The 24253-nt window shown below is 67.8% G+C and carries 22 protein-coding genes; 12 read left to right on the top strand and 10 right to left on the bottom strand.

Annotation, left to right across the window (positions count from 1 at the left end):
• Positions 1-509 (top strand): 4Fe-4S dicluster domain-containing protein (locus KDW55_RS03470; protein ID WP_212197860.1); only part of this gene is annotated, 509 nt, incomplete at its 5' end.
• 112 nt (positions 510-621) lie between these two features.
• On the opposite strand, the gene KDW55_RS03465 is transcribed toward KDW55_RS03470, so the two are convergent.
• The 3 genes from KDW55_RS03465 to rbsK form a co-directional block, all read right to left on the bottom strand.
• Positions 622-1569, bottom strand: a complete 948-nt coding sequence (locus KDW55_RS03465; protein ID WP_212161867.1) for a dihydrodipicolinate synthase family protein — start codon at positions 1567-1569, stop codon at positions 622-624.
• A gap of 45 nt (positions 1570-1614) precedes the next feature.
• Positions 1615-2934 (bottom strand): MFS transporter, encoded by a 1320-nt coding sequence (locus tag KDW55_RS03460; protein ID WP_212161868.1) that lies wholly within the window; start codon positions 2932-2934, stop codon positions 1615-1617.
• Positions 2935-2996: 62 nt separating this feature from the next.
• Positions 2997-3926 (bottom strand): ribokinase, encoded by a 930-nt coding sequence (gene rbsK, locus KDW55_RS03455; RefSeq protein WP_069241312.1) that lies wholly within the window; start codon positions 3924-3926, stop codon positions 2997-2999.
• 241 nt (positions 3927-4167) lie between these two features.
• On the opposite strand from rbsK, the gene KDW55_RS03450 reads away from it, so the two are divergent.
• On the top strand, positions 4168-5238 hold the full coding sequence (locus KDW55_RS03450) for a LacI family DNA-binding transcriptional regulator (RefSeq protein WP_059547557.1): 1071 nt from the start codon (positions 4168-4170) through the stop codon (positions 5236-5238).
• A 69-nt stretch (positions 5239-5307) separates the two neighbouring features.
• Here KDW55_RS03450 and aroC read toward each other — a convergent pair whose 3' ends face one another.
• The 3 genes from aroC to KDW55_RS03435 form a co-directional block, all read right to left on the bottom strand.
• Entirely contained in the window at positions 5308-6408 is a 1101-nt protein-coding gene (gene aroC, locus KDW55_RS03445) for a chorismate synthase (protein ID WP_069241311.1), read from the bottom strand.
• Positions 6409-6677: 269 nt separating this feature from the next.
• On the bottom strand, positions 6678-8612 hold the full coding sequence (locus KDW55_RS03440; RefSeq protein WP_212161869.1) for an MFS transporter: 1935 nt from the start codon (positions 8610-8612) through the stop codon (positions 6678-6680).
• Between the two features lie 139 nt (positions 8613-8751).
• On the bottom strand, positions 8752-9207 hold the full coding sequence (locus KDW55_RS03435; RefSeq protein WP_040144015.1) for a CBS domain-containing protein: 456 nt from the start codon (positions 9205-9207) through the stop codon (positions 8752-8754).
• A 157-nt stretch (positions 9208-9364) separates the two neighbouring features.
• On the opposite strand from KDW55_RS03435, the gene KDW55_RS03430 reads away from it, so the two are divergent.
• Positions 9365-9682, top strand: a complete 318-nt coding sequence (locus KDW55_RS03430; RefSeq protein WP_040144014.1) for an Mpo1-like protein — start codon at positions 9365-9367, stop codon at positions 9680-9682.
• A gap of 18 nt (positions 9683-9700) precedes the next feature.
• Here the strand turns inward: KDW55_RS03430 and KDW55_RS03425 are convergent, their stop codons facing one another.
• Entirely contained in the window at positions 9701-11032 is a 1332-nt protein-coding gene (locus KDW55_RS03425) for a YihY family inner membrane protein (RefSeq protein WP_040144013.1), read from the bottom strand.
• Positions 11033-11176: 144 nt separating this feature from the next.
• Between KDW55_RS03425 and wrbA the strand changes: the two genes are divergently transcribed.
• The 4 genes from wrbA to KDW55_RS03405 are packed head-to-tail and all read left to right on the top strand — an operon-like array spanning position 11177 to position 14489.
• Complete coding sequence (gene wrbA / locus KDW55_RS03420; protein WP_040144012.1) at positions 11177-11806, top strand: NAD(P)H:quinone oxidoreductase; 630 nt, start codon at positions 11177-11179, stop codon at positions 11804-11806.
• Complete coding sequence (locus KDW55_RS03415; protein ID WP_040144011.1) at positions 11803-12216, top strand: DUF2069 domain-containing protein; 414 nt, start codon at positions 11803-11805, stop codon at positions 12214-12216. Before wrbA ends, KDW55_RS03415 begins: the two co-directional genes overlap by 4 nt.
• Complete coding sequence (locus KDW55_RS03410) at positions 12216-13637, top strand: FAD-binding oxidoreductase (protein WP_069241308.1); 1422 nt, start codon at positions 12216-12218, stop codon at positions 13635-13637. The genes KDW55_RS03415 and KDW55_RS03410 overlap by 1 nt, the downstream gene beginning before the upstream one ends.
• Before the next feature lie 24 nt (positions 13638-13661).
• Entirely contained in the window at positions 13662-14489 is an 828-nt protein-coding gene (locus KDW55_RS03405; RefSeq protein ID WP_212161555.1) for a metallophosphoesterase, read from the top strand.
• Positions 14490-14550: 61 nt separating this feature from the next.
• On the opposite strand, the gene KDW55_RS03400 is transcribed toward KDW55_RS03405, so the two are convergent.
• Both KDW55_RS03400 and KDW55_RS03395 read right to left on the bottom strand, forming a co-directional pair.
• A complete protein-coding gene (locus KDW55_RS03400; protein ID WP_167432640.1) occupies positions 14551-14709 on the bottom strand; it encodes a hypothetical protein in 159 nt (52 codons plus the stop codon).
• 123 nt (positions 14710-14832) lie between these two features.
• Positions 14833-15774: a LysR family transcriptional regulator gene (locus KDW55_RS03395; protein WP_212161554.1), complete on the bottom strand. Its 942-nt coding sequence runs from the start codon at positions 15772-15774 to the stop codon at positions 14833-14835.
• 157 nt (positions 15775-15931) lie between these two features.
• Between KDW55_RS03395 and KDW55_RS03390 the strand changes: the two genes are divergently transcribed.
• Genes KDW55_RS03390 through KDW55_RS03375 form a run of 4 tightly spaced genes read left to right on the top strand, consistent with a single transcriptional unit; the run spans position 15932 to position 20841 of the window.
• Entirely contained in the window at positions 15932-17536 is a 1605-nt protein-coding gene (locus tag KDW55_RS03390; RefSeq protein ID WP_069241305.1) for an efflux transporter outer membrane subunit, read from the top strand.
• A 15-nt stretch (positions 17537-17551) separates the two neighbouring features.
• Positions 17552-19753 (top strand): FUSC family protein, encoded by a 2202-nt coding sequence (locus KDW55_RS03385; RefSeq protein ID WP_212161553.1) that lies wholly within the window; start codon positions 17552-17554, stop codon positions 19751-19753.
• Positions 19750-19953 (top strand): DUF1656 domain-containing protein, encoded by a 204-nt coding sequence (locus KDW55_RS03380; protein ID WP_040144005.1) that lies wholly within the window; start codon positions 19750-19752, stop codon positions 19951-19953. The genes KDW55_RS03385 and KDW55_RS03380 overlap by 4 nt, the downstream gene beginning before the upstream one ends.
• Before the next feature lie 12 nt (positions 19954-19965).
• Entirely contained in the window at positions 19966-20841 is an 876-nt protein-coding gene (locus KDW55_RS03375) for an HlyD family secretion protein (RefSeq protein ID WP_040144004.1), read from the top strand.
• 20 nt (positions 20842-20861) lie between these two features.
• On the opposite strand, the gene KDW55_RS03370 is transcribed toward KDW55_RS03375, so the two are convergent.
• Positions 20862-22538, bottom strand: coding sequence for a methyl-accepting chemotaxis protein (locus tag KDW55_RS03370; protein ID WP_212161551.1), 1677 nt, complete (start codon positions 22536-22538; stop codon positions 20862-20864).
• A gap of 419 nt (positions 22539-22957) precedes the next feature.
• Here KDW55_RS03370 and KDW55_RS03365 point away from each other — a divergent pair, with 419 nt between their 5' ends.
• Positions 22958-24196, top strand: a complete 1239-nt coding sequence (locus KDW55_RS03365) for an MFS transporter (RefSeq protein WP_209821643.1) — start codon at positions 22958-22960, stop codon at positions 24194-24196.
• Positions 24197-24253 lie beyond the last annotated feature (57 nt).

Here is a 24253-nt window from a genome sequence, read left to right as displayed (position 1 = left end):
CGGAGCTGTACCGCGCACGCAACTTCAAGCAATGGATGGCGAAGGGCCTGTATCTCGGCACGCTGATGGTCGGGCTCGAGCAGAAGGTGATGGGCGGCAACGTGCCGTGGACGCTGCACCACAAGCATGCAGACTACGAGATGCTGAAGCCGGCGTCGCAGTGCGAGCCGATCGCGTATCCGAAGCCGGACGGCAAGCTGACGTTCGACCGGCTGTCGTCGGTGTTCATCTCGAACACGAACCACGAGGAAAACCAGCCCGCGCATCTGACGCTGAAGGACGCGAGCGTGCCGGTGAACGTGAACCTGCGCACGTACGCGGGGCCGGAGGCGCGCTTCTGCCCGGCGGCGGTGTACGAGTTCGTGAAGAACGACGACGGCAGCGACCGGCTGGTGATCAACGCGCAGAACTGCGTGCACTGCAAGACCTGCGATATCAAGGACCCGACGCAGAACATCGTGTGGGTCACGCCCGAAGGCGGCGGCGGGCCGAATTATCCGAACATGTAACCTGCCGGAAGACGCCGCCTCGCGCGGCGTTTTTTTTTGGGCGGATCGCCTTCGGGCACCCGAGCGTGCGCGCGGCCGATACACCGCGCGCACGGCCCGACCGGCTACCCCGCTACCGGGCTGCGATCCGCCAGCGGAAATGCTCCGTGCCAGCGACGATCTTGTCGAGCACCGCGTCGAGCGCCCAAAACCGCTCGCGCACGTCGTAGTCGATCGCGCGGCAGCGAATCGACGAGAACGTGCCGATCCGCTGGTGATAGATCTTCGCGAGCGCCGGGTAGCCCAGCACTTCCGACACCGCCGATACGACGAGGAACGTCGACAACTCGTCGGCGAGCGCCGGATCCGAATCGCCGTGCATGCGCAGCCACCGGTACAGATCGGGATGAAAGTTGGTGAACACCCCGTTGAAGCCGGCGGAGCCGGCCTTCATCGCATCCCACGCGATCGCGGCGTTCGCGTTCAGGATCTTCAGCGGCGAGCCCGCGGCGAGCGCCACGCGCCGCTTTACGGTTTCGAGGTCGCAGCTGACGTCCTTGAGCATCACGAAGCGGCCGGTGTCGATGCACGCACGCAGCTCGTCATCGGACAGCAACCGCCGGTAAGGCGCCGGACATTCGTACAGGCCGAGCGGCAGATCGGACGGCAACCGGGCGAGCAGCGCGTGAAGATGGTCGAGAAACGCGGCGCTGCCCTTGCGCTGCGGATCGAGACGGTTCGTCACGAGCACGACGCCCTGCGCACCCGATTCGGCTGCAGCGCGCAGCTCGGCGACCTGCGCATCGAGATCGTCGCTGATGTGCCCGGATGCGACCACCGGCACGCGCCCGGCCACGCGCTCGACGACGAAGCGCGCAAGTTCAGCCCGTTCGGCGAGACTCAGGAATTGCATCTCGCTCGATTGCGCGACAGCGAACAGCGCGTCCGAGCCGTGCGCCAGATACCATTCGATGAGCCGCTCGAGGCCCGCATAATCGATCGCGCCGGCGTCGTCGAACGGCGTCAGCATCACCGGTACGATCCCTTCGATGGTCGCGGTCGACTGCTGATGGTGTTGCATCTTTTTTCTCCTTCCTTCAGTAAATGCGCGGTGTAGCGGCGGCGCTCAGGCCGGCAGCGGTCCGGGTGCGGGGCTCGCGGCCTGCTCGGGAATCGGCTTGCGCACCAGCAGCAGGTAAGACATCGCACCGGCGAATGCGATTGCCGCCGCCGTCAGCAACGCCGGCACGAACGACCACTTCTGCGCGATGACGCCCGTCAGGATTGGCGCGAGCGCACCGCCGATGAAGCCGCCGAAATTCTGGATCGCGCCAAGCGACGCAACGCGGCTCGGCGGTGCGGCCGCCGTCGCGAGCGCCCACGAACACGCGGATGCCGCATTCGCCAGGAAAATCACCACCGAAATGCAGGCAAGCGCCACGGTGTTGCTCTGCACGAGCGCGGCCGGAATCGTGAACGCGACCATCCCGAGCATCGCGACGACCACCGCATTGCGCCGGCTCACGACCGGCGAGCGGCTGCGTCGCGTGACGAGATCGGACAGCCAGCCGGCGACGAGCGAACCGACGAACCCGCACAGGAACGGCACCGACGCCGCAAACCCGGTGCGAATCAGGCTCATGTGACGCTCCATCGTCAGGTAGCCCGGCAGCCACGTCAGGTAGACCCAGTTCAGATAGACGGACCCGAAGAAGCCGATCAGCATGCCCCAGGTCGTGCCATGCGAGAACAGGCTGCGCCAGTCGGCGAAGGTCAGCTTCGGCGTGGCTGCGGTCGTCTGCGCATCGGCATCGAGATACGCGCGTTCGGCCGCACTCAGTTGCGCGCGCGCCGGATCGCGGTACAGCGCGAACCAGACGGCGGCGACGACGAGGCCCAGCGCGCCCGTTACGATGAACGCCCAACGCCAGTCGAGCGATGCGACGAGCACCGACAGCAGCAAAGGCGCAAGCGCGGTGCCAAGCGGCGATGCCGCGTTGAAGATGCCGGTCGGCGTGCCGCGCGCCCGCAGCGGAAACCAGTTGCTCACCACGCGCGCCGCCGACGGGAACTGCGGCGCCTCGCCGATGCCGAGCACGATCCGCGCGACGATGAACCAGCCGAACGTCGACACCATGCCGCCCGCCGCCTGCGCGACCGACCACACGATCAGCCCGATACCGAGCAGCCGGCGCGGCCCGATACGATCGACGAGCCCGCCGACCGGAAACTGGCATAGCGCATAGCTCCACGAGAAGGCGGACAGCAGCACGCCCATCTGCGACAGCGACAGCCCGAGATCCGCCCGGATTGCCGAACTCGCGACGGCCAGCGTGCCGCGGTCGAGATAGTTGACGACTCCGCTCACCATCAACAGCGCGAGCGCGATACGTTGTCCGCGCCGGATACGGGGCGGCGCGACGGGAACAGCGAGGGTTTCGTTCATTGCGATTGTCTCCATGTCCTTGATGGTTGCCGGGTCGCTCGGCCGTTCCGTCGTCGCGGAATTTATGCGGCCGTGCGATCCACTTCGTCGCGGGTCGGAATCGACGTCTGCGCGCCGTGGCGCGTGACGCTGATCGCGGCAGCGCGCTGCCCGAATGCGATTGCATCGTCCATCGACGCACCGCCCGCCCGGGCGGCCGCGAATCCGCCGACGAACGTGTCACCCGCCGCCGTCGTATCGACGGCGGTCACTGCAACGGCCGGGTGGCGGCCGCTCCCTGCACAGCCGCGCCAGCAGACGCCGCGCGCGCCGAGCGTCACCAGCACGTTCGCGACGCCCTTCGCCCGCAATGCATCGGCGGCGCGCACCGCCGATGCGTCGTCGCCGACGACGATGCCGGTCAGCGACTCCGCCTCCGTTTCGTTGACGACGAGGTAATCGATCCGGGCCAGCAACGCGTCGAACAGCGGCCGCGCGGGGGCCGGATTGAGCAGCACCGGCGTGCGATGCGCGATCGCGCAGCCGATCGCACGCGCGACGGTTTCGATCGGCACCTCGAGTTGGCACACCAGCAGTGCAGCGCCGGCAATCGCGTCGCGGGCCGCGTCGATCGATTCCGTATCGAGGCGCGCGTTCGCGCCGGGCACGACGACGATGCTGTTCGCGCCGCGCTCGTCGACCGTGATCGTCGCGACGCCGGTTGCGTCGCCGTCGATCCGGCGCACGTGCGTGACGTCGATGCGTTCCGCCGCGAGCGCGTCGTACAGGCGCGCACCAAACGCGTCGTTGCCGACGCAGCCGATCATCGCGACCGATGCGCCGAGACGTGCGGCCGCTACGGCCTGGTTCGCGCCTTTGCCGCCATGAACCGTCCGGAACGTCGTGCCGAGCAACGTTTCGCCCGGCACCGGGAGGCGGGGTGCGTGCGTGACGAGGTCGACGTTGATGCTGCCGGCCACCGCGATCTTCGGGGGTTTCGTATGATCCTTCATCGAATGTAATCGCTTACATTAGCGATAAACAAAATCGCCGAACAAGACGGCGTCGACAAAAACGGGATGGTGATGCGGCTGGAACGTGCGTCTGACATAATATGGACTGGCATCAGGATAGCGCTTACATTCTCACAGGCAGGACCGTGAATGCAAGCGGGACCACGACGAATCGAGGGTAAACGATGGCGTTGTTGAGAACGCGCGCGGTCCGCGCGACGGTTGCGGCCCGGAGTCACCGATGAGCACGCCCCCATCCAGCGGCGGCGCCGCGCGTGCGCGGCGCGGCAGCGGCCGATCGGTGCTCGGGGACGTCGCGAAACTCGCCGGCGTGTCGACCGCGACCGTTTCGCGTGTGTACAACGATCCCGGCAAGGTGTCGGCCGACGTCCAGCAGCGCGTGCGCGACGCGGCACGCGCGTTGAACTGGATTCCGAATGCAGCCGGTCGCGCGCTCGCGTCCACGCGCACCCACATTACGGGCGCGATCATTCCGACACTCGACGACCAGGTGTTCGCGTCGCAGGTCGCGGGCATGCAGGCGGTCATGGCCGAACATGGCATCACCCTCTTCCTCGGCTGCTCGAACTACGATCCCGCGCAGGCGCTCGCGCAGGTGCGCGCGATGCTGTCGCGCGGCGTCGAAGCCGTGTCGCTGGTCGGCGAAGCCCATCCGCCCGAAGTATTCGAGCTGCTCGATCTGCATCGGGTGCCTTATGTCGTCACTTACGCATACCGCGACGACAGCCCGCATTGCTGCATCGGTTTCGACAACCACGCGGCGTTCGCGCGGCTGACTACGCATCTGCTCGACCTCGGCCATCGCGATTTCGCGATCATCATGCAGCCGTCCGCGAACAACGACCGCGTACAGGCCCGCTTGCGCGGCATTCACGATACGCTGGCCGCGCACGGGCTCGCGGTGCGGCCGCTCCACCAGCACGAGGGCGCGGCCACGATCGCGTTCGGCCGCGCGAGCCTGCGGGCCATTGCCGACAGCGGGCCGACGCGTCCAACGGCCGTGATCTGCGGGAACGACGCTCTTGCGCTCGGCGCGCTGCTCGAGGCGCAGGCGATCGGCGTCGCGGTGCCATCCGAGTTGTCGATCACCGGCTTCGACGATGTCGCGCTTGCACGTGAAATCCGGCCGGCGCTGACGACGATGTGGGTCGACACCGATGCGATCGGCCGCAAGGCCGCCCGCGCGCTGCTCGACGCACTCGAGCACGGCGCAACCGGATCCGGCTGCGCGGTGCTGCCGGAACTGCGCGTGCGCGAATCGGCCGCACCGCCGCCCGTCGCAGCCATATGAGAACGGGGCGCTCCAGGCGCCCCGCTTCGGATCGTATCGGTTGAGCCGGCGGTTGCCGGCCCGCGCGTGTCAGGTCGCGCTGCCGGCGATCTTCGGCGTCGACGTTTCGACGTCGCCGCACTGTGCGCGATGGCGCAGCGCATGGTCGATCAGCACCAGCGCGAGCATCGACTCGGCGATCGGCGTCGCGCGAATGCCGACGCACGGATCGTGGCGGCCGAAGGTTTCGACCGTCGCCTCGTCGCCCGTCTTCGTGATCGAACGGCGCGGCGTGCGGATGCTCGACGTCGGCTTGATTGCGATCGACACGGTGATGTCCTGCCCGGTCGAAATCCCGCCGAGCACGCCGCCCGCATGGTTGCCGACGAAGCCGGCCGGCGTCAGCTCGTCGCCGTGCACCGAGCCGCGCTGCGCGACGCTGTCGAAACCTGCGCCGATCTCGACGCCCTTCACCGCGTTGATGCTCATCATCGCCTTCGCGATGTCCGCGTCGAGCCGGTCGAACACCGGTTCGCCCCAGCCGACCGGCACCCCCGACGCGACGACGTCAATGCGTGCGCCGATCGAGTCGCCGTCCTTGCGCAGCGCGTCCATATACGCCTCGAGTTCCGGCACGATCGCCGCGTTCGGCGCGAAGAACGGGTTGTCGCGAACGTGCGACCAGTCGACGAACGGCACGTCGATTTCACCCAGGCCGCTCATGTAGCCCCGCACCTCGACGCCGAAGCGCTCGCGCAGCCACTTCTTCGCGACCGCGCCCGCACCGACGATCGGCGCGGTCAGGCGCGCGGACGAACGGCCGCCGCCACGGTAGTCGCGAATCCCGTACTTCTGCCAGTAGGTGTAGTCGGCATGACCCGGACGAAACGTCTCGACGATGTTGCCGTAGTCCTTGCTGCGCTGGTCGGTGTTGCGGATCAAGAGCGCGATCGGCGTGCCGGTCGTCACGCCTTCGAACACGCCCGACAGAATCTCGACCTCGTCGGCCTCCTGCCGCTGCGTCACATGCCGCGACGTGCCGGGCTTGCGGCGATCGAGTTCGGCCTGGATATCGGCTTCGGTCAACCCCATTCCCGGCGGGCAGCCGTCGATCACGCAGCCGATCGCGGGACCGTGCGATTCGCCGAAGGTCGTGACAGTGAAAAGCGTGCCGAGGGTATTGCCGGACATGATGGAACCGCCCAAAGAGAAATGGACAAACCGATGCGCCGCCGCAGCCGCGGGCAGCGCCGATCGTTTGCCGGTCGAAAGAGGTAAACCGCTATTATGCCAGCCGCGCCGCGCCCGCGGGCCGCGTGAACCGTTCGGACCACACGCGTTAGCCGCGGGGCCGGTGCGCGGCCGCATCGTGCTCGTGCGCGCCGCCGGCGCGTCTGCCGGTGGCGGCCGGCTGTGCCGAAGCCGCCGCGATGACCGGCAAGCCGCCTTGACCGCCCCGGCTACTTGCGCGCGCCGCGCAGTTCGGTCACTGCGGCCTGCAGCGCCTCGGGCGTCGCGAGCGACGCGGGAATCGGCTCGCCGACCGCGAGCGTCAACCGGCTCATCACACCGCGCTTGATCGGCCGCGGCATCCGCGCATCCGCATGGCGGGAGAAATAGCTGCCCCACAGCCCGCGCAGCGCCATCGGGATCACGGGCGCCGCCGTGCGGCTCAGAACCTCCGTGACACCGTGGTGGAACGTGTTGATGTCGCCGGTCTTCGTCAGCTTGCCCTCGGGGAAGATGCACACGAGCTCGCCGTCCTTCAGCGCGACCTCGCATGCGTCGTACGCGCGCGCGAGCATGTCGGGATCTTCGTGGCGCGGTGCGATCGGAATCGCCTTCGCGTGCCGGAACACCCAGCTCGCGAAGCGCGTCTTGAAAATCCGGTGATCCATCACGAACCGGATCGGCCGAGGGCTTGCAGCGGCGAGCACCAGCGCGTCGACGTAGCTCACGTGGTTGCACACGAGCACGGCAGCGCCGTCTTCGGGAATCCGTTCCGCGTGCACGAGCCGGATCCGGTAGAACGTATGCACCAGCACCCACGCGACGAAGCGCAGCAGGAATTCGGGGACGAGCAGGTAGATGTACGCGGCGACGACGACGTTCAGCAGCGCGGTGACGAGGAACAGTCCCGGGATGCCGACCCCGGCCTTGGTAAGCGCCATCGCCATCAGCGCGGACAGAATCATGAACAGCGCATTCAGGATGTTGTTCGCGGCGATGATGCGCGCGCGGTGGGTCGGCGCGCTGCGGCTCTGGATCAGCGCGTACAGCGGCACGCTGTAGAAGCCGCCGAACATTGCGAGCAGGAACAGATCGGCGAGGATGCGCCAGTGGCGCGCGCCGGCGAGGAACTCGCCGACCGACAGCAGATGGCCGGGCGACGGCAGCGCGCGGCTCGCGAAATACAGCTCGATCGCGAACACGCTGATGCCGATCGAGCCGAGCGGCACGAGGCCGATCTCGACACGGCGCTGCGACAGACGCTCGCACAGCAGCGAGCCGAGGCCGATACCGACCGAGAACGTCGCGAGCAGAACCGTGACGACGTCGGGGCTCGCGGACAGCACGTCCTTGGCGAAATTGAAGAACGACGTGAGGAACGTCGCGCCGACGAACCACAGCCACGAAATGCCGAGCAGGCTCAGGAACACGGTGCGGTTCTGCCGCGCGAGCCCGAGGTTGCGCCAGGTTTCGCTGAACGGATTCCAGTTGATCGCGAGATCGGGCTGCGGCGCCGGCGTCGGCGGCACGCGCTGCGCGACGAGCCGCCCCGCGAGCGCGATCACGACGACACTGACCGCCAGCACGCGCTCGCCGCTGCCTTCGATGCCGGCGGCCGCGCCGCCGATGATCGTGCCGATCAGGATCGCGATGAACGTGCCCATCTCGACGAGGCCGTTGCCGCCGACGAGTTCATGATCGCCGAGATGCTGCGGCAGGTACGAATACTTGACGGGGCCGAACAGCGTCGAGTGCATACCCATCATGAACGTGCACAGATACAGCAGCGTCGCACTGTGCGTGACGAAACCGGCCGCGCCGACCAGCATCAGCACGATCTCGAAGCTCTTCACGAAGCGCGTGAGCGTCGCCTTGTCGTACTTGTCGGCGATCTGACCGGACGTGGCCGAGAACAGCACGAACGGCAGAATGAAGATCGCGGAGATCAGGAATGCGGCCGTCTTCGCGTCGACGCCGGAAAAGCGCGCGGTGTGGTACGTGACGAGCGACGTGAAGCCGATCTTGAACACGTTGTCGTTCAGTGCGCCCAGAAACTGCGTCGTGAAGAACGGCGCGAAACGGCGCTGGCGCAGCAGGTCGAACTGCGAAGCGTGGGCGCGCCGTTCGCCGCGCGATGCGGAAGAAACTTGCGTGTGATCGCTCATGCGGAATACGCGCGCGTCGTCTGGGCGAAGCTGCGCGGGCGGTGTGTGGTGGTTGAAAAAACGGCGGCGCAGGCTGAACCTGCGCCGCCGTGCGCCGAATGGCCGAACCCGCGCACAACGGCAACGGGCGCGACGCGTATCACGGCTTCTGCGCTTCGGCTTCCGATTCCGGCCAGTCGCGGATGTAGGCCTTCAGCATCCGGTTCTCGAAGCTCTGCGCCTCGACGACCGTTTTCGCAACGTCGTAGAACGAGATGACGCCCATCAGCACCTTCTTGTCGAGCACCGGCATGTAGCGCGCATGGCGCTCGAGCATCATCCGGCGTACTTCGTTGACATCGGTTTCCGGCGTGCAGGTGAGCGGCTCGTCCATCACCTTGCGCACCTGCACGTCGCCGATCGCCCCGCCGTTTTCGCGCAGGCGCAGAATGATCTCGCGGAACGTCAGCATCCCGACGAGATCGCCGTACTCCATCACGACGAGCGAGCCGATGTCGTGTTCGGCCATCGTGTCGACCGCTTCGCGCAGCGGCTTATCGGGCGTCACCGTAAACAGCGTGTTGCCCTTCACTTTCAGAATATCGCTGACGCGCATCGTAGTCCCCTCATGCTTGAATGCAAATCCGCTTTCGATCCTATCGGAAAGCCTGTCAAAAGGAAAGCGCGTGCCCGCGCAGCGCAGCCGCCCCGCTTGCGGATGCCGGCGGCCCGCCGCACAATGGCCGCATGGACGGCGGCCCGAGGAGACGGCCATGGCGCATACGCATTCGGAGCAATTCGCCAGCTTCGCGGATTTCTATCCGTACTACCTGAACGAACACCAGAACCTGACGTCGCGGCGGCTGCACTTCATCGGCTCGCTGGGCGTGATCGGCTGCGTCGCGATGGCGATCGCGACCGGCCACTGGCTGTGGCTGCCGGCCGCGGTGGTGTGCGGCTACGGTTTCGCATGGGTCGGGCACTTCTTCTTCGAAAAAAACCGCCCCGCCACGTTCCGCCACCCGATCTACAGCCTGATGGGCGACTGGGTGATGTTCAGGGACATCTGCACCGGCAAGATTCCGCTGTAACGCTTGGCCGGCACCGCATCACGCCGTTTTCGGCGGACGCGCGTGCGGGTCGCGCGCGCCGTCCGGCACGTCGCCGTGCTCGGCCTGCGCCGGACGCGCCCCCGACAGCCGGTGCGCGGCGATCAGCGACGCGAGCGATACGTCGAACCGGTCGTTCGACAGCACCGCGAGCAGCGCCGCGCCTTCGACGTGGCTGCTGCGTCGCTGCAGCTGATAGGTCAGCTCGGTGCGGTCGATCACCAGTACGTCGAACAGCTGCGCCAGCGTCAGCTGCTCCGGATTCGCCAGCAGGATGTAGCGCGGCGCGAGTTCGCCATTGTCCAGCCGAGCGATCCATTCGCGCTCCTCCATCGTCAGCAGCAGCCGCTGTGCGGTTTCCATGTCGCAGCGCAACATGGTCGCGAGCCGCAGCGCGCTGTAGCCGGGCTTGCCAACCGCACGCGCCTCGGCGAGCCGCGCGAGCAGTTCGAGCGCATCGAGCAGGTCGCTGCCCGGATAGTGGATCCGATGGAACTGGCCGACCCGAATCGCCGGCAGCGCGGACGCCACCATCGCGCCGAGGAGTGCGATGAACCAGCTCAGGTACACCCAAAGGAGGAACACCGGCAGCGCCGCGAACGCGCCGTACACGGCCGTATAGGTCGGAATGCGCCGCACGTAATAGCCGAAGCCGCGCTTCGCGAGCTCGAACGCGATCGCCGCGAACAGCCCGCCGATCACCGCGTCGCGCCACGCGACCGTGCAATTCGGCAGGTATACGTACAACAATGTGAACGCGAGCACGGTCAGCGGCAGCGACGCGAACGCGAGCAGCCACTCGACGATCGAGGTGGACGGCGCGGCGCCGGTGAACGCGAGCGACTGCGTGAACAGGTACGACGAGATCGACAGGCTCACGCCGAACAGCAGCGGACCGAGCGTGATCAACGCCCAGTACGCGAGCACGCGCTGCGCGAACGGCCGCGGCTTGCGCACGCGCCAGATCAGGTTGAACGCGGATTCGATCGTCATCATCGTCATCACCGACGTGACGACGAGCACGATCAGGCCCGCGGTCGTCAGCCCCTTCGCCTTCGACGCGAACTGGTTCAGGTACTTGAAGATCTGGACGTTGAACTGCGCGGGCATCAGGTGGTCGGCAAGAAACCCCTGCAGCGAGATCTGGAACGACGCGAACATCGGGAACGCGGTGAACAACGCGAACGCGACCGTCACGAGCGGCACGAGGGCCAGCATCGTCGTGAACGTGAGGCTGCCCGCGACCTGCGGAATGCGATCCTCCGCGCTGCGCCGGGCCGCGAACTGCGCAAGGCGCTTGATGGTGTCGAGATCGACGCTCAACTTCGGCAAACGGCTTCTCCTTCTCGATGCCGCGCACCCGACGGCGCGCCGCCGCCGCGCTGCGCGACGGCTTCAGCCCCTATAATAGCCGCTCGATCCAGCAGGGGCCGACTGCACCGCGCATGCGCACGGCCGCACGCAGCTCCGCCGCCCATGAAAGACATTCTCGTCCTCTATTACAGCCGCCACGGCGCGACGCGCGATCTCGCGCTCGCGATCGCGAACGGCATCGACAGCGTGCCGGGCGTCCAGGCGCGCATCCGCACCGTGCCGCCCGTGTCGACCGTCTGCGAAACCACCGCCCCCGACATCCCCGACGATGGCCCGCCGTACGCCGAACTGCGCGATCTCGAGGAATGCGCGGGCCTCGCGCTCGGTTCGCCGACCCGTTTCGGCAACATGGCCGCGGCGCTCAAGTATTTCCTCGACGGCACGACGCCGCAATGGCTGTCCGGCGCGCTGACCGGCAAGCCGGCATGCGTGTTCACGTCGACCGGCAGCCTGCACGGCGGCCAGGAATCGACGCTGCTGTCGATGATGCTGCCGCTGCTGCATCACGGGATGATGATCGTCGGCATCCCGTACACGGAATCCGCGCTCAGCACGACGCGTACCGGCGGCACGCCGTACGGCGCATCGCACGTGTCGCAGCACGATCGCAGCGCGCCCGCGGGGCTGTCGGCCGACGAAAAAGCGCTTGCCGCCGCGCTCGGCGTGCGCCTCGCCCGCGCGGCGGCGGCGCTGGCCGACGCCCAGGCATCGCGGCCCGCCGGGGCCGCATGAACGCGCCCGGCCGCCCCGCCGTCGCCGCGCGGCCACGCTGCGCGCTCGCCGCCTGCGCGTGTCTGGCCGCGCTGATCGCGCTGTCGCTCGCGTGGGAACTGTGGCTCGCGCCGCTGCGTCCGGGCGGGTCCGCGCTGATGCTCAAGGCCGTGCCGCTCGCGCTCGCACTGCCCGGCGTCTGGCGGCGTAACATCTATACGATGCAGTGGGCGAGCATGCTGATCCTCGTCTATTTCGCCGAAGGCGTCGTGCGCGGCATGTCCGACCGCGGCTTGTCCGCGACGCTCGGCTGGTGCGAGACCGCACTCGCCGTCGGCTTCTTCGTGGCCGCGCTCGCATACGTCGCGCCGTTCAAGCGCGCGGCGAAGCAGCAGCGGGCCGCGCCCCGACCCTTACGCGACCGAACGTGATGATTTCCTCCGACGCATTCGTATCCGCCTGTCGCGACGCGATCGGCGCTGCACACGTGCTGACCGATCCGCACGACACCGAACCGTTCGTCATCGACTGGCGCCGCCGCTACAAGGGCAGCGCGTGCGCGGTGCTGAAACCGGCCGATACGGCGCAAGTCGCCGCGCTAGTCCGGCTCGCGAACGCGCACGGCGTCGCGCTCGTGCCGCAGGGCGGCAATACCGGCCTCGCCGGCGGCGCGACGCCCGATACGAGCGGCGCGCAGGCCGTCTTGAGCCTCGCACGGCTGAACCGCGTGCGTGCGCTCGACCCGCACAACAACACGATTACCGTCGAAGCCGGCGTGATCCTCGCCGACGTGCAGGCGCGCGCCCGCGAAGGCGGCCGGCTGTTCGCGCTGAGCCTGGCGGCCGAAGGCAGCTGCACGATCGGCGGCAACCTGTCGACCAACGCGGGCGGCACCGCGGTGCTGCGCTACGGCAACGCGCGCGAGCTTTGCCTCGGGCTCGAGGTGGTGACGCCGCAGGGCGACGTATGGGACGGCCTGCGCGGGCTGCGCAAGGACAACACCGGATACGACCTGCGCGACCTGTTCATCGGTGCGGAAGGCACGCTCGGCATCATCACGGCTGCTGTGATGAAGCTGCATCCGCTGCCGGCCGCGCAAGTCACAGCGCTGGCCGCGCTCGAGTCGCCCCATGCTGCGCTCGATTTCCTCGCGCTCGCGCAGCGGGCGGCCGGCCCGCTGCTGACCGGCTTCGAGCTGATGTCGGACTTCTGCATGCAACTCGTCGGCAAGCACTATCCGCAGCTGCGCTACCCGTTCGACCGCACGCACGCGCAGACGGTGCTGCTGGAGCTGTCGGACAACGAAAGCGAAACGCATGCGCGCGCGCTGTTCGAAAAGCTGATGGAAGAAGCGTTCGACGCCGGGCTCGTGGTCGACGCGGTGGTCGCCGAAAATCTCGCGCAGTCGCGCGCGTTCTGGGATCTCCGCGAGCATATCCCGCTCGCGCAGGCCGACGAGGGTCTCAACATCAAGCACGACATCGCAGTGCCGATCTCGTCGATCGCGCGCTTCATCGACGAAACCGACGCGGCGATCCAGCAGGCTGCGCCGGGTGCACGGATGGTCACGTTCGGCCACCTCGGCGACGGCAACCTGCACTACAACGTTCAGACGCCCGAAGGCGGCGATCCGAAGGCGTTCCTCGCGACGTTCCAGAAGCCGATCAACCGGATCGTGTACGACAACGTGCACCGCCACCACGGCACGATCAGCGCGGAGCACGGGATCGGCCAGCTGAAGATCGACGACGCCCAGCGCTACAAATCGCCGGTCGAAACGGCGCTGATGCGCACGCTGAAGACCGCGCTGGACCCGCGCGGGCTGATGAATCCCGGCAAGGTTCTGCGCTGACACCCCGAAACCGGAGCGATGCCCATGAGAGTTCGCGTGCTGTCCGACCTGCATCTCGAAAGCAACCAGCCCGACACGATCGCGCATGCGGACGCGGATCTCGTCGTGCTCGCCGGCGACATCCACAACCACGCGGAAGGGTTGCGCTGGTCGGCCGAGACGTTCGATCCCGGCGTGCCGGTAATCTACGTGCCGGGCAATCACGAGTATTACGACGGGGAATTCGGCGCGCTCGAAACCGCGATGCGCGACGCCGCGCAGGCGATCGACCACGTGCATTACCTGAACAACGGCGTGTACGTCGATCGCGCACAGCGCTTTCGCGTGCTCGGCACGACGCTGTGGGCCGATTTCTCGCTGTTCGGCGCCGACGATGCGAGCGTCGCGCGCGCGATCGACGCCGGGATGCGCGTAATGCTCGATTTCAAGGGATTGATCCAGGTGACCTGGCCGCACGACGCGGCGCTGCATGCGCGCAACGCGCCGGAGCGCGATTTCACGCCGGCCGACGCGATCGCGCTGCACCGGCAAAGCCGCGCATGGCTGGCGGCGCACCTCGCGACGCCGTTCGCGGGCCGCACGATCGTCGTCACCCATCATGCGCCGCATCTGCGCTCGCTGGCCGAGCGTTATGCGCAGGATCTCGCTTCGGCGGGATTCGTCACAGACCTGACGGAGCTGGTGCGGCCGCCTGTGGATCTGTGGATCCACGGCCACACGCATACGTCATTCGATTACGTGACTGACAGCGGTACGCGCGTGGTGTGCAACCCGCGCGGTTATATCCACCGGCGCACCGGCGAGCGGGAGAACCCGGCGTTCGGCTGGGACAAGGTGATCGAACTCGGCTGAGCGCCGAGCCCACAGACCATGGGCCGCACGCTGCGGCCCGCGTCGATCTGAATGCCGGCGCTCAGCGCCCGGTGCGACGGGAACCGTTCGACGACGCGCGCACGCGCACCGGCACCGGCTTCGCCTGCGCCTTCATCGCGCGCAGCAGATCGCGCGTCGCCGCAGCGGCGGCGGCCGCGCCAAGCAGAACTCCAAGGCCGATGATCAGTTGCGTATCCATTGCGACTCCGGTGTGGGCAGATCCAAATCTCTATGTTTGAACAGTATCAAACTGTCTGCGTTCCGATAGTAAAAAAATGTTGCGTGAACGACAAATCTCGTCAGATCGCGCGCGACTGCGCGGTCATGTCGCAGCGGTGAAGTTCGCGAGCGCGGCTTCGTCGGCGCGCAGCGTGGCCGGCAGCTCGTCGCGCAGGAAATCGACCCAGGTCCGGATTTTCGCGTCGAGATACTGGCGCGACGGGTACAGCGCGTAGATGTTCATCACGTGCGACCGGTATTCGGGCATCACGCGCACGATCTGCCCGCTGCGCAGCCCGGCGATCGCCGAATAGAGCGGCAGCCCGCCGATTCCCATTCCTTCCCGCACCGCCACCGCGAGCGCCTCGGCGACGTTCACGCGGAACGGCGGCGCCGTGATCGGAACGACCTCATCGCCGTGCGGCCCCGACAGCGACCACTCGTCGAAGTGAAAACCGGGCGCGACCATCCCGAGACACACGTGCTGCTCCAGATCGGCGGGCGTGCGCGGCGCGCCGTGTGCGTCGACATAGCCGGGCGATGCGCACACGACGCTGTAGCTCTCGCCGAGCCGCTGCGATACGAGCCCCGAATCCGGCAGGTCGCGCCCGACGACGATCGCGACGTCGTATCCCTCGTCAAGCAGGTCGGGCATCCGTTGCGCGAGCGTGAGCTCGACGTGCACGTCCGGATAGCGCTGCCGGTAGCGCGCGATGGCAGGCACCAGGTAGTGCTGTCCGAGGCTCGTGAAGCAATGGACCTTCAACTTGCCCGACGGGCGCGCGTGCGCGTCGCCCGCTTCGGCTTCGGCCTGGTCGACGTACGCGAGGATCTGCTCGCAGCGCTGCAGGTAGCGCTCGCCGGCTTCCGTCAGCGCGATCCGGCGTGTCGTCCGGTTCAGCAGGCGCGTGCGCAGGTGCGCTTCGAGATCCGACACGGCGCGCGATGCGTAGGCGGTAGTCGAATTCATCTGCTGGGCGGCCGCGGTAAAGCTTCCCGCGTCGACCACGCGGACGAATACCCGCATGTTTTGTAGCGTATCCATCCCAATACCCGTTTGAATCCGGAGGGATTGTTGCACAGGAGCGAACAAATATTATCTCAGGATTCGTAAAAATGACTTGCACCGTTGTCCATTTATTCAGGAATTACTGAAAAATATAATCGCATCCGACTCATCTATATCCGAAAGGGAGAAAATCGTGCAGTTTCCGGCAACAAAAGGGACGCTGGCACTGGCGGTTCTTGCAGTCTCATTAATAATGGCCGGTTGCGCGAGCATGGGCGACAACAAGACCCAGTCCACTCGCATCGACGCGAACTCGCTCGATGCCGGCGCCGCGATCCGCGCGGCGGACCGCGACGCGGGCTGGCCCGCATCCGACTGGTGGCGCGCGTACCGCGACCCGCAGCTCGACGCATGGATCGCCGCCGCGCAGGCCGGCAACCCGTCGCTCGCCGCGGCCGAAGCCCGCGTGCGCGAAGCGCAGGCGATGGCGCGCGTCGCCCGTTCGGCCGAGCTGCCGCAAATCAACGGCAACCTGTCGCTGATGCGCCAGCACTGGCCGGACAACGTCTATTACGGCCCGGGACCGCTCGCCGACACCGACACCTGGAACAACAGCGGCACGCTCGGCCTGTCGTACCACCTCGATCTGTGGGGCAAAGACAAAAACGCGACCGAGCGTGCGCTCGACACCGCGCATGCAACCGCGGCCGACGCACGGGCGGCGAAGCTCGAGCTGGAAGTCAACGTCGTGCGCGCGTACGTCGGCATGTCGATGAACTACGCGCTGCTCGACCTCGCGCAGGAGACGTTCGAGCGCCAGCGCGCGCTCGCCGACCTCGCGCGCAAGCGCCTTGAGGCGGGCATCGGCACGCAGCTCGAGGTCAGCCAGGCCGAATCGACGCTGCCCGACTACGAGCGCCAGATCGATACCTATGAAGAAGCGATTCAGCTCGCGCGCCATCAGCTCGCGGCGCTTGCGGGCAAAGGCCCGGGCGCCGGCGACGCGATCAAGCGGCCGAGCCTGTCGCTCGATGCGCCGGCCGGGCTGCCGTCCGCGATGCCGGCCGACCTGCTCGGCCGCCGCCCGGACGTCGTCGCGGCCCGCTGGATGGTCGACGCGCAGGCGCGCGGCATCGACGTCGCGAAAGCGTCGTTCTATCCGAACATCGACCTGCTCGCGACGGTCGGCGGCTTCGGCGTGACCGCGCCGTTCACCGACTTCCTGCGTGCGATGAACGGCGGCTGGACGGCCGGCCCCGCGCTGTCGCTGCCGATCTTCGAGGGCGGCCGCCTGCGCGCGCAACTGGGCGCAGCCAATGCCGGCTACGACCAGGCGGTCGAGCGTTACAACCAGACGGTCGTCGGCGCGCTGAAGGACATTGCCGACCAGGTCGTGCGGATCCGCTCGCTCGACACGCAGAAAAAGGACGCCGCCCGCTCGGTGGCCGCCAACGAGCGCAGCTACCGGCTGTCGCGCGAAGGCTTCCGCCGCGGGCTGACCGATTACGTGAACGTGCTGGTCGCGCAACAGCAATTGCTGCGCGCACAGGAGACCGCTGCCCGCATCGACGCGGAACGCCTGGCCGCGCACGCGCAGCTGATGGCCGCGCTCGGCGGCGGCGTCGAGACGCAGACGGACGACCGCGACGGCCATCCGCCGCGTGGCGAAGCCGCCGCGGATGCAGCCGCGCAGACCGCACCGGCAGCGAAGTCCGCAGGCGCTGCCCGGCGCGCGCAGACCGTGGCGGCCGCGGCGTCCGGTGCGGCCGCGGCGATCGCCACGCCGGTCGCACGGTAACGCGGAGCGCCCTCCATGTCAGCTTCCTCCCCCGCTTCCACGCATGCCGGCGGCCCGCTCGCGGCCTGGCACGCCGCGTTCGCCGACTGGGCGCGCGGCGACGGCGCCGCGTGGCTCTATCTGTTCAAGGCGCTGCTCGCTGCGTTCATCGCGACCGGCGTGTCGATGCGACTCGACCTGCCGGCGCCGAAAACCGCGATGACGACCGTATTCATCGTGATGCAGCCGCAAAGCGGCGCCGTGCTCGCGAAAAGCTTCTACCGCGTCGCCGGCACAATCTTCGGGCTGATCGCGACGCTCGCGTTCGTCGGCCTGTTCCCGCAGCAGCCGCAGTTGTTCCTGCTGGCCGTCGCGCTGTGGGTCGCGCTGTGTACGGCCGGCGCCGCGCGCAACCGCAACTTCCGCAGCTACGGCTTCCTGCTCGCCGGCTACACGACCGCGCTGATCGGGCTGCCCGCGTCGCAACACCCGGACGGCGCGTTCATGAGCGCGATGACGCGGGTCGCGGAAATCATGGTCGGAATCGTGTCGGCAGGCGTCGTCAGCGCGCTGGTGTTTCCGCAGACGACCGGCGAGCAGATCCGCACGACGGTGCGCAAGCGTTTCGGCAGCTTCGTCGACTACGTCGCGGCGGCACTGTCGGGCAAGCTCGACCGCGCGCACATCGAAACGATTCATACGCGTTTCGTCGCGGACGTCGTCGGCTTCGAGGCGGCGCGCAGCATGGCCGTGTTCGAGGATCCGGACACGCGGATGCGCAGCGGCCGCCTCGCGCGGCTGAACAGCGAATTCATGAGCGTATCGAGCCGCTTCCATGCGCTGCACCAGTTGATGAACCGGCTGCGCGCGGCCGGCGCGCAGGCCGCAATCGATGCGATCGAGCCGTATTTCCGCGAAATCGCGCCGCTGCTGACGCGCAACGGCGAGCCGGTGCGCTCGTCGGACGACGCGGCGCTCGCAGCCGAACAGCTGCTCGCCTGGCGCGATGCGCTGCCACGACGCATCCGCGCAACGCGTGCGACACTCGAAACGCAGCCGGACTTTCCGCTGCTCGACTTCGACACGGCCGCCGAACTGCTGTACCGCTTCATCACGGACCTGCACGAATACGCGGCGACCTACGCGTCGCTTTCCACCGCGACGCACGAGCGCGAGCGCTGGATCGAGCGGTACGAGCCGCGCACCAACGCGACGGCGATGGTGATCGCGGCGATCCGCACCGCGACCGTGATCCTCGTGCTCGGCTGGTTCTGGATCGAGACCGCCTGGCCGAGCGGCGTGACGATGACGCTGACCGCGGCGGCCACCTGCGCGCTCGCGTCGTCGACGCCGCGGCCGACCGCGATGTCCGCGCAGATGGGGATAGGCACGGCTCTGGCCGTCTGCACGGGCTTCCTGCTGACGTTCGGCATCTATCCGCACATCGACGGCTTCCCGCTGCTGTGCGTGGCGCTCACGCCGCTGCTCGCGATCGGCGTCTACATGACGCTGAAGCCGAAGCTCGCCGGCTACGGGATGGGCTATCTGATCTTCTTCTGCTTTCTCGCCGGTCCGGACAACATGACGCACTACGATCCGACGAGCTTCATGAACGATGCGCTCGCGCTGGTGCTGTCGATGCTGGCGTCGGCGATCGCGTTCGCGGTGCTGTTCCCGCCGACCGCGCCGTGGCTGAAGAAACGGCTGTTCGCGGACCTGCGGCATCAGGTGGTCGCGGCGTGCCATGCGCGGCTCGCCGGCCTGCGCACGCGCTTCGAAAGCGGCGCGCGCGACCTGATGTACCAGGCGCACACACTGTCGGCCGACCAGCCCGACGTGCAGCGCGACGCGCTGCGCTGGATGTTCGCGGTGCTCGAAACCGGCAACGCGGCGCTCGACCTGCGCGCCGAGCTGGCCACGCTGCCGCCCGATCCGCGCTATGCGCCGGCAACGCCGTGGCGGCGCGCGATCGAGGCGCTGCGCACCGCGCTGTCCGCGCTGTTCACCAAGCCGAATGCGGAACGCTTCGACACGACGCTCGACGCGGTCAACGCCGCGATCGACGCGACCCGACAGACGCTCGACGCGGTCGCGCCGTCGCGCGACGAGCGCCACAGGCTGCAGCGCATTCTCAGCCATCTGCATTTCGTGCGCACGGCGCTGCTCGATCCGGAATCGCCGCTCGAGCCGCTCAACCGCAACCGCGCCGTGCGCGCCCAACCAGGAGCCTCGTCATGATGCCGCGTGAAATCGCCATTCTCGATGCGTACATGCCCACGGTGGTGCTGATGTTCGTGCTGGGCGGGCTGGCCACCTGGGCCGTCGATCGCCTGCTCGCCCATACCGGGCTCTACCGCCTCGTCTGGCACCCGTCGCTGTTCCGCGCGTGCCTTCTCGTCTGCATTTGCGGCGGACTGAGTCTCGCCGTTTACCGTTGATTCCGAACCATCATGATTCTCAGAAAACTCTTCGGCTTCGTCGCGACCGCCGTCATCCTTCTCGTCGCGATCCTGATCGGGCGCTCGCTGTGGGTGCACTACATGGACGATCCGTGGACGCGCGACGGGCGCGTACGCGCCGAGATCGTCAACGTCGCGCCCGACGTGTCGGGTGCGATCGTCGAGCTGCCGGTGCATGACAACCAGCTCGTGAAAAAGGGCGACCTGATCATGCAGATCGATCCGTCGCACTACCAGATCGCGGTCGAGCAGGCGCAGGCGGCCGTCGCCGCCCGCCGCGCGGAATTGCAGATGCGCCGCGACGACGCGGCGCGCCGCGCGGATCTCGATGCGCTCGTCGTGTCGAAGGAAAACCGCGAGAACGCCGCGCACAGCGCATCGAGCGCCGAGGCGCAGTATCAGCAAGCGCTCGCCGCGCTCGATGCCGCGAAGCTCAACCTCGAACGCACGCGCGTGGTCGCGCCGGTCGACGGCTACATCACGAACCTGCAGACGTTCAAGGGCAACTACGCGGTGGCCGGCCAGGCAAAGCTCGCGATCGTCGACAGCCACTCGTTCTGGGTCTACGGCTACTTCGAGGAAACCAAGCTGCCGCGCGTGAAGATCGGCGCGCCGGCCGAAATGCGGCTGATGAGCGGCGGCGTGATGAAAGGCCACGTCGAAAGCATCTCGCGCGGCATCTACGATCGCGACAACCCGCAAAGCCGCGACCTCGTCGCGGACGTGAACCCGACCTTCAACTGGGTGCGCCTCGCGCAGCGCGTGCCGGTGCGCATCCGGATCGACGAAGTGCCTGCCGACGTGGTGCTGTCGGCAGGCACGACCTGCACGGTCATCATCGATCCGGACAAGCCGAAGAAGTCGTAAGCGCCGCTGGCCGGGCGCGCTTACGCCGCGATGCGGAACCGCCCGACCAGCGCCTTGAGCGCCTGAGCCTGCTCGTCGAGCGCATTCGCGGCGGCCGCCGCCTGCTCGACCAGCGCCGCGTTCTGCTGCGTGCCGGCATCCATTTGCGTGACCGCGCGGCCGATCTCCTCGATGCCGGCGCTCTGCTCGTCTGAGGCCGCCGAAATCTCGCCGATGATGTCGGTCACGCGCTTCACCGCCCGCACCACGTCGTCCATCGTGCGGCCCGCATCATGCGCGAGCGTCGCGCCGTTCGCTACGCGTTCGACCGACGCACCGATCAGCTCGCGAATCTCCTTCGCCGCGGTCGCCGAGCGCTGCGCGAGAAGCCGCACTTCGCCCGCCACCACCGAAAAGCCGCGCCCCTGTTCGCCCGCGCGCGCCGCCTCGACCGCCGCGTTCAACGCGAGGATGTTGGTCTGGAACGCGATCCCCTCGATCGTGCCGATGATGTCGCGAATGTTCTTCGCGCTGTCGTCGATCTCGCTCATCGTCGCGACGACGCGCCCGACGACTTCGCCGCCCGCTTCGGCGACGGCCGACGCATTCGCCGCGAGCGCACTCGCCTGCCGCGCGTTTTCGGCGTTCTGCCGGACGGTCGACGTCAGTTCCTCCATGCTCGCCGCGGTCCGCTCGAGTGCGACGGCTTGCTGCTCGGTACGGCGCGACAGGTCGAGGTTGCCGGTCGAGATCTCGCCGGACGCAGCCGCGATCGCCTCGGCGCTGACGGCGATCTCGCCGACCGTCGCCGCGAGTCCGGTCTGCATGTCGGCAAGCGCGCGCACCATGCTGTCGCGATCGTTACGGGCGAGCGGGATCGGGCGCGTCAGGTCGCCGCGCGCGATGTCGGCGGCGATCGCCTTCGCGTCCGCCGGCTCGCCGCCGAGTTGCGACGCGAGGCGGCGCACGACACCCTCCGCGATCGCGATCGCGAGCACGATCAACGCGACCGTCATCGCAGCGATCATCGCGAATGACGACGAGAAGATCGTCGCGGACGCATCGAGCGTCGCCTTCGATTTCGCGCCGCGCGTCTTCACGAGCATCGCAACGAGTTTCTCGAGCTTGCCGGTCTCGACCAGCAGCGACACGTCCTGCGTGCCGACCTGCCAGTTCATCTGCGACAGGTCGAGCGGCTGCGCCTGCACGAGCGCGACGAAATCGCGCAGATGGCCGCTCCACGTGCCGACCGCCATCGAAAACGCGCGCAGCCGCGCGGAATCGTCGGCGTCCGCCGGATCCGCGTAGCGCTGCAGCGTGGCGAGCGCCTGTCCGATCGACGCGAGGCCGGCGCCGACCTCGGCGCCGAGATCGTCGCGCTCCTTCGCGGTGGTCGCGGTCAGCAGCATCTTTTGCGCGCGGCTCGCGCGCAGCACTTCGGCCCGCACCTCCTCCGCGGCCCGGCTCGCGACGTGCCCCTGCTCGTAGACCGACGCGATCGACGCGTTCAGCCGGCTGATCTGCCACAACGAAAACACGCCGATCGCGAGCGTGCCGACCAGCAGGATTGCGAATGCGGCCCGCAACGTCGCCTTGACGGTCCATGGCCGGCGCTCGCGCCGTGCATCGCGCGCGCGGCGGGCGGCAGGCCCGGCGGCCGCGCCGGATGCGGCGATGGTGGTCCCCCGCTGCGGATGCAATGATGCTGCTGCTTTCATCGATATATCCCCGTAGTAATCACGCCGCCGGAAAGGTCGGTCCCGGCGGGCGGCATTCCCGCGGCGGCTGGCCTCCGCCGCGCGGCCCGCGCCGCCCCGGCTCGTGGCCGGTGCAGGCGCGGCGCGCCGATATTGTCATTGCGCCTTTCTACGGCCGCGGTCGGCGCGCCTTGAGTCCGGACAAACACCGACCGGCCCCGCGGCCCGTCGGCGAGCGGCCATGCCGCAGGGTTATACCCGGCCAAAAAGGCGAGCAAAAAGACAAGCGCGAAGCGAATCGTCACACCAATGTCCGAATTGCGACAAAACTTGGCCGGACATTCTCTATACGCCACATTACACTTCTTTGACGCAACAACGATTCGAACGCGCCGATCCCCATCAGAGCGCGTCCCGTCACCTCAACTCGCTCAGCTCACATGGAAACCAGCCTCGATACGGGCGCCGGCAACGCCGCCGCGGCCCAGCCGTCCGTTCCGCCCGCCCCGCGCACCGTGTATCCGGTGCTCGGCGCCATCAGCTTCTCGCACATGCTCAACGACATGATCCAGTCGTTGATCCTCGCGATCTATCCGATGCTCAAGAGCCAGTTCGCGCTGTCGTTCGCGCAGATCGGACTGATCACGCTGACCTACCAGATCACCGCGTCGCTGCTGCAGCCGCTCGTCGGCCTGTACACGGACAAGCGGCCGAAGCCGTATTCGCTGCCGGTCGGGATGGGTTTCACGCTGGCGGGGCTGCTGCTGATGTCGGCCGCGCAGAATTTCCCGATGCTGCTGGCGGCGGCCGCGCTCGTCGGCTGCGGCTCGTCGGTGTTCCATCCGGAATCGTCGCGCGTCGCGCGAATGGCATCGGGCGGCCAGCACGGGCTCGCGCAGTCGCTGTTCCAGGTCGGCGGCAACGCCGGTTCGGCGCTCGGGCCGCTGCTCGCCGCACTGGTCATCATCCCGCACGGCCAGCACAGCATCGCGTGGTTCTCGGCGGCCGCGCTCGTCGCGATGGTCGTGCTCACGCAAATCGGCCATTGGTACAAGAAGCATCCGTCGATGAAGAAGAAGGCAGCGCCTGCCGGCCATCCGACGCTGTCGCAGGGCCGCGTGCTCGCCGCGATCGGCGTGCTGGTGCTGCTGGTGTTCTCGAAATACTTCTATCTCGCGAGCATCAACAGCTATTTCACGTTCTATCTGATCGACAAGTTTCACCTGTCGGTACAGGCCGCGCAGATCCACCTGTTCGTGTTCCTCGCGGCGGTGGCGGCCGGCACGCTGATCGGCGGCCCGGTCGGCGACCGCATCGGCCGCAAGTACGTGATCTGGGTGTCGATTCTCGGGGTCGCGCCGTTCACGCTGCTGCTGCCGTACGCGAACCTGTTCTGGACGAGCGTGCTGAGCGTGATTATCGGCGTCGTGCTGGCGTCGGCGTTCGCGGCAATCCTCGTCTATGCGACGGAGCTGATGCCGGGCAAGGTCGGAATGGTCGCGGGCCTGTTCTTCGGCTTCGCGTTCGGCCTCGGTGGCGTGGGTGCGGCCGTGCTCGGCCAGCTCGCGGACGCGACGAGCATCACGTTCGTGTACAAGGTGTGCTCGTTCCTGCCGCTGATCGGCGTGCTGACGGTGTTCCTGCCGAACCTCGAAAGCAGCCGGCGCAAGAGCGCGTGACGATACGGCCGCGGCATGCGCGCCGCGGCCGGCCAATCGTCTGCGAAGGGAAAGTAC

It is taken from the genome of Burkholderia sp. AU19243, from assembly GCF_018148075.1.
In the GTDB taxonomy this organism is placed as follows: Bacteria; Pseudomonadota; Gammaproteobacteria; order Burkholderiales; family Burkholderiaceae; genus Burkholderia; species Burkholderia latens_A.
The sequence above is the reverse complement of the archived record's forward strand: the minus strand, read 5'-3'. Positions and strand labels throughout refer to the sequence as shown.

What these genes read in the sequence shown, in the direction of transcription:
- KDW55_RS03380 (WP_040144005.1), top strand. Translation starts at nt 19,750, where the DNA reads ATGATGCCGCGTGAAATCGCCATTCTCGATGCGTACATGCCCACGGTG.
- KDW55_RS03410 (WP_069241308.1), top strand. Translation starts at nt 12,216, where the DNA reads ATGATTTCCTCCGACGCATTCGTATCCGCCTGTCGCGACGCGATCGGC.
- rbsK (WP_069241312.1), bottom strand. Translation starts at nt 3,926, where the DNA reads ATGAAGGATCATACGAAACCCCCGAAGATCGCGGTGGCCGGCAGCATC.
- KDW55_RS03415 (WP_040144011.1), top strand. Translation starts at nt 11,803, where the DNA reads ATGAACGCGCCCGGCCGCCCCGCCGTCGCCGCGCGGCCACGCTGCGCG.
- KDW55_RS03365 (WP_209821643.1), top strand. Translation starts at nt 22,958, where the DNA reads ATGGAAACCAGCCTCGATACGGGCGCCGGCAACGCCGCCGCGGCCCAG.
- wrbA (WP_040144012.1), top strand. Translation starts at nt 11,177, where the DNA reads ATGAAAGACATTCTCGTCCTCTATTACAGCCGCCACGGCGCGACGCGC.
- KDW55_RS03400 (WP_167432640.1), bottom strand. Translation starts at nt 14,709, where the DNA reads ATGGATACGCAACTGATCATCGGCCTTGGAGTTCTGCTTGGCGCGGCC.
- KDW55_RS03385 (WP_212161553.1), top strand. Translation starts at nt 17,552, where the DNA reads ATGTCAGCTTCCTCCCCCGCTTCCACGCATGCCGGCGGCCCGCTCGCG.
- KDW55_RS03405 (WP_212161555.1), top strand. Translation starts at nt 13,662, where the DNA reads ATGAGAGTTCGCGTGCTGTCCGACCTGCATCTCGAAAGCAACCAGCCC.
- KDW55_RS03440 (WP_212161869.1), bottom strand. Translation starts at nt 8,612, where the DNA reads ATGAGCGATCACACGCAAGTTTCTTCCGCATCGCGCGGCGAACGGCGC.
- KDW55_RS03395 (WP_212161554.1), bottom strand. Translation starts at nt 15,774, where the DNA reads ATGGATACGCTACAAAACATGCGGGTATTCGTCCGCGTGGTCGACGCG.
- KDW55_RS03465 (WP_212161867.1), bottom strand. Translation starts at nt 1,569, where the DNA reads ATGCAACACCATCAGCAGTCGACCGCGACCATCGAAGGGATCGTACCG.
- KDW55_RS03430 (WP_040144014.1), top strand. Translation starts at nt 9,365, where the DNA reads ATGGCGCATACGCATTCGGAGCAATTCGCCAGCTTCGCGGATTTCTAT.
- KDW55_RS03450 (WP_059547557.1), top strand. Translation starts at nt 4,168, where the DNA reads ATGAGCACGCCCCCATCCAGCGGCGGCGCCGCGCGTGCGCGGCGCGGC.
- aroC (WP_069241311.1), bottom strand. Translation starts at nt 6,408, where the DNA reads ATGTCCGGCAATACCCTCGGCACGCTTTTCACTGTCACGACCTTCGGC.
- KDW55_RS03375 (WP_040144004.1), top strand. Translation starts at nt 19,966, where the DNA reads ATGATTCTCAGAAAACTCTTCGGCTTCGTCGCGACCGCCGTCATCCTT.
- KDW55_RS03370 (WP_212161551.1), bottom strand. Translation starts at nt 22,538, where the DNA reads ATGAAAGCAGCAGCATCATTGCATCCGCAGCGGGGGACCACCATCGCC.
- KDW55_RS03435 (WP_040144015.1), bottom strand. Translation starts at nt 9,207, where the DNA reads ATGCGCGTCAGCGATATTCTGAAAGTGAAGGGCAACACGCTGTTTACG.
- KDW55_RS03460 (WP_212161868.1), bottom strand. Translation starts at nt 2,934, where the DNA reads ATGAACGAAACCCTCGCTGTTCCCGTCGCGCCGCCCCGTATCCGGCGC.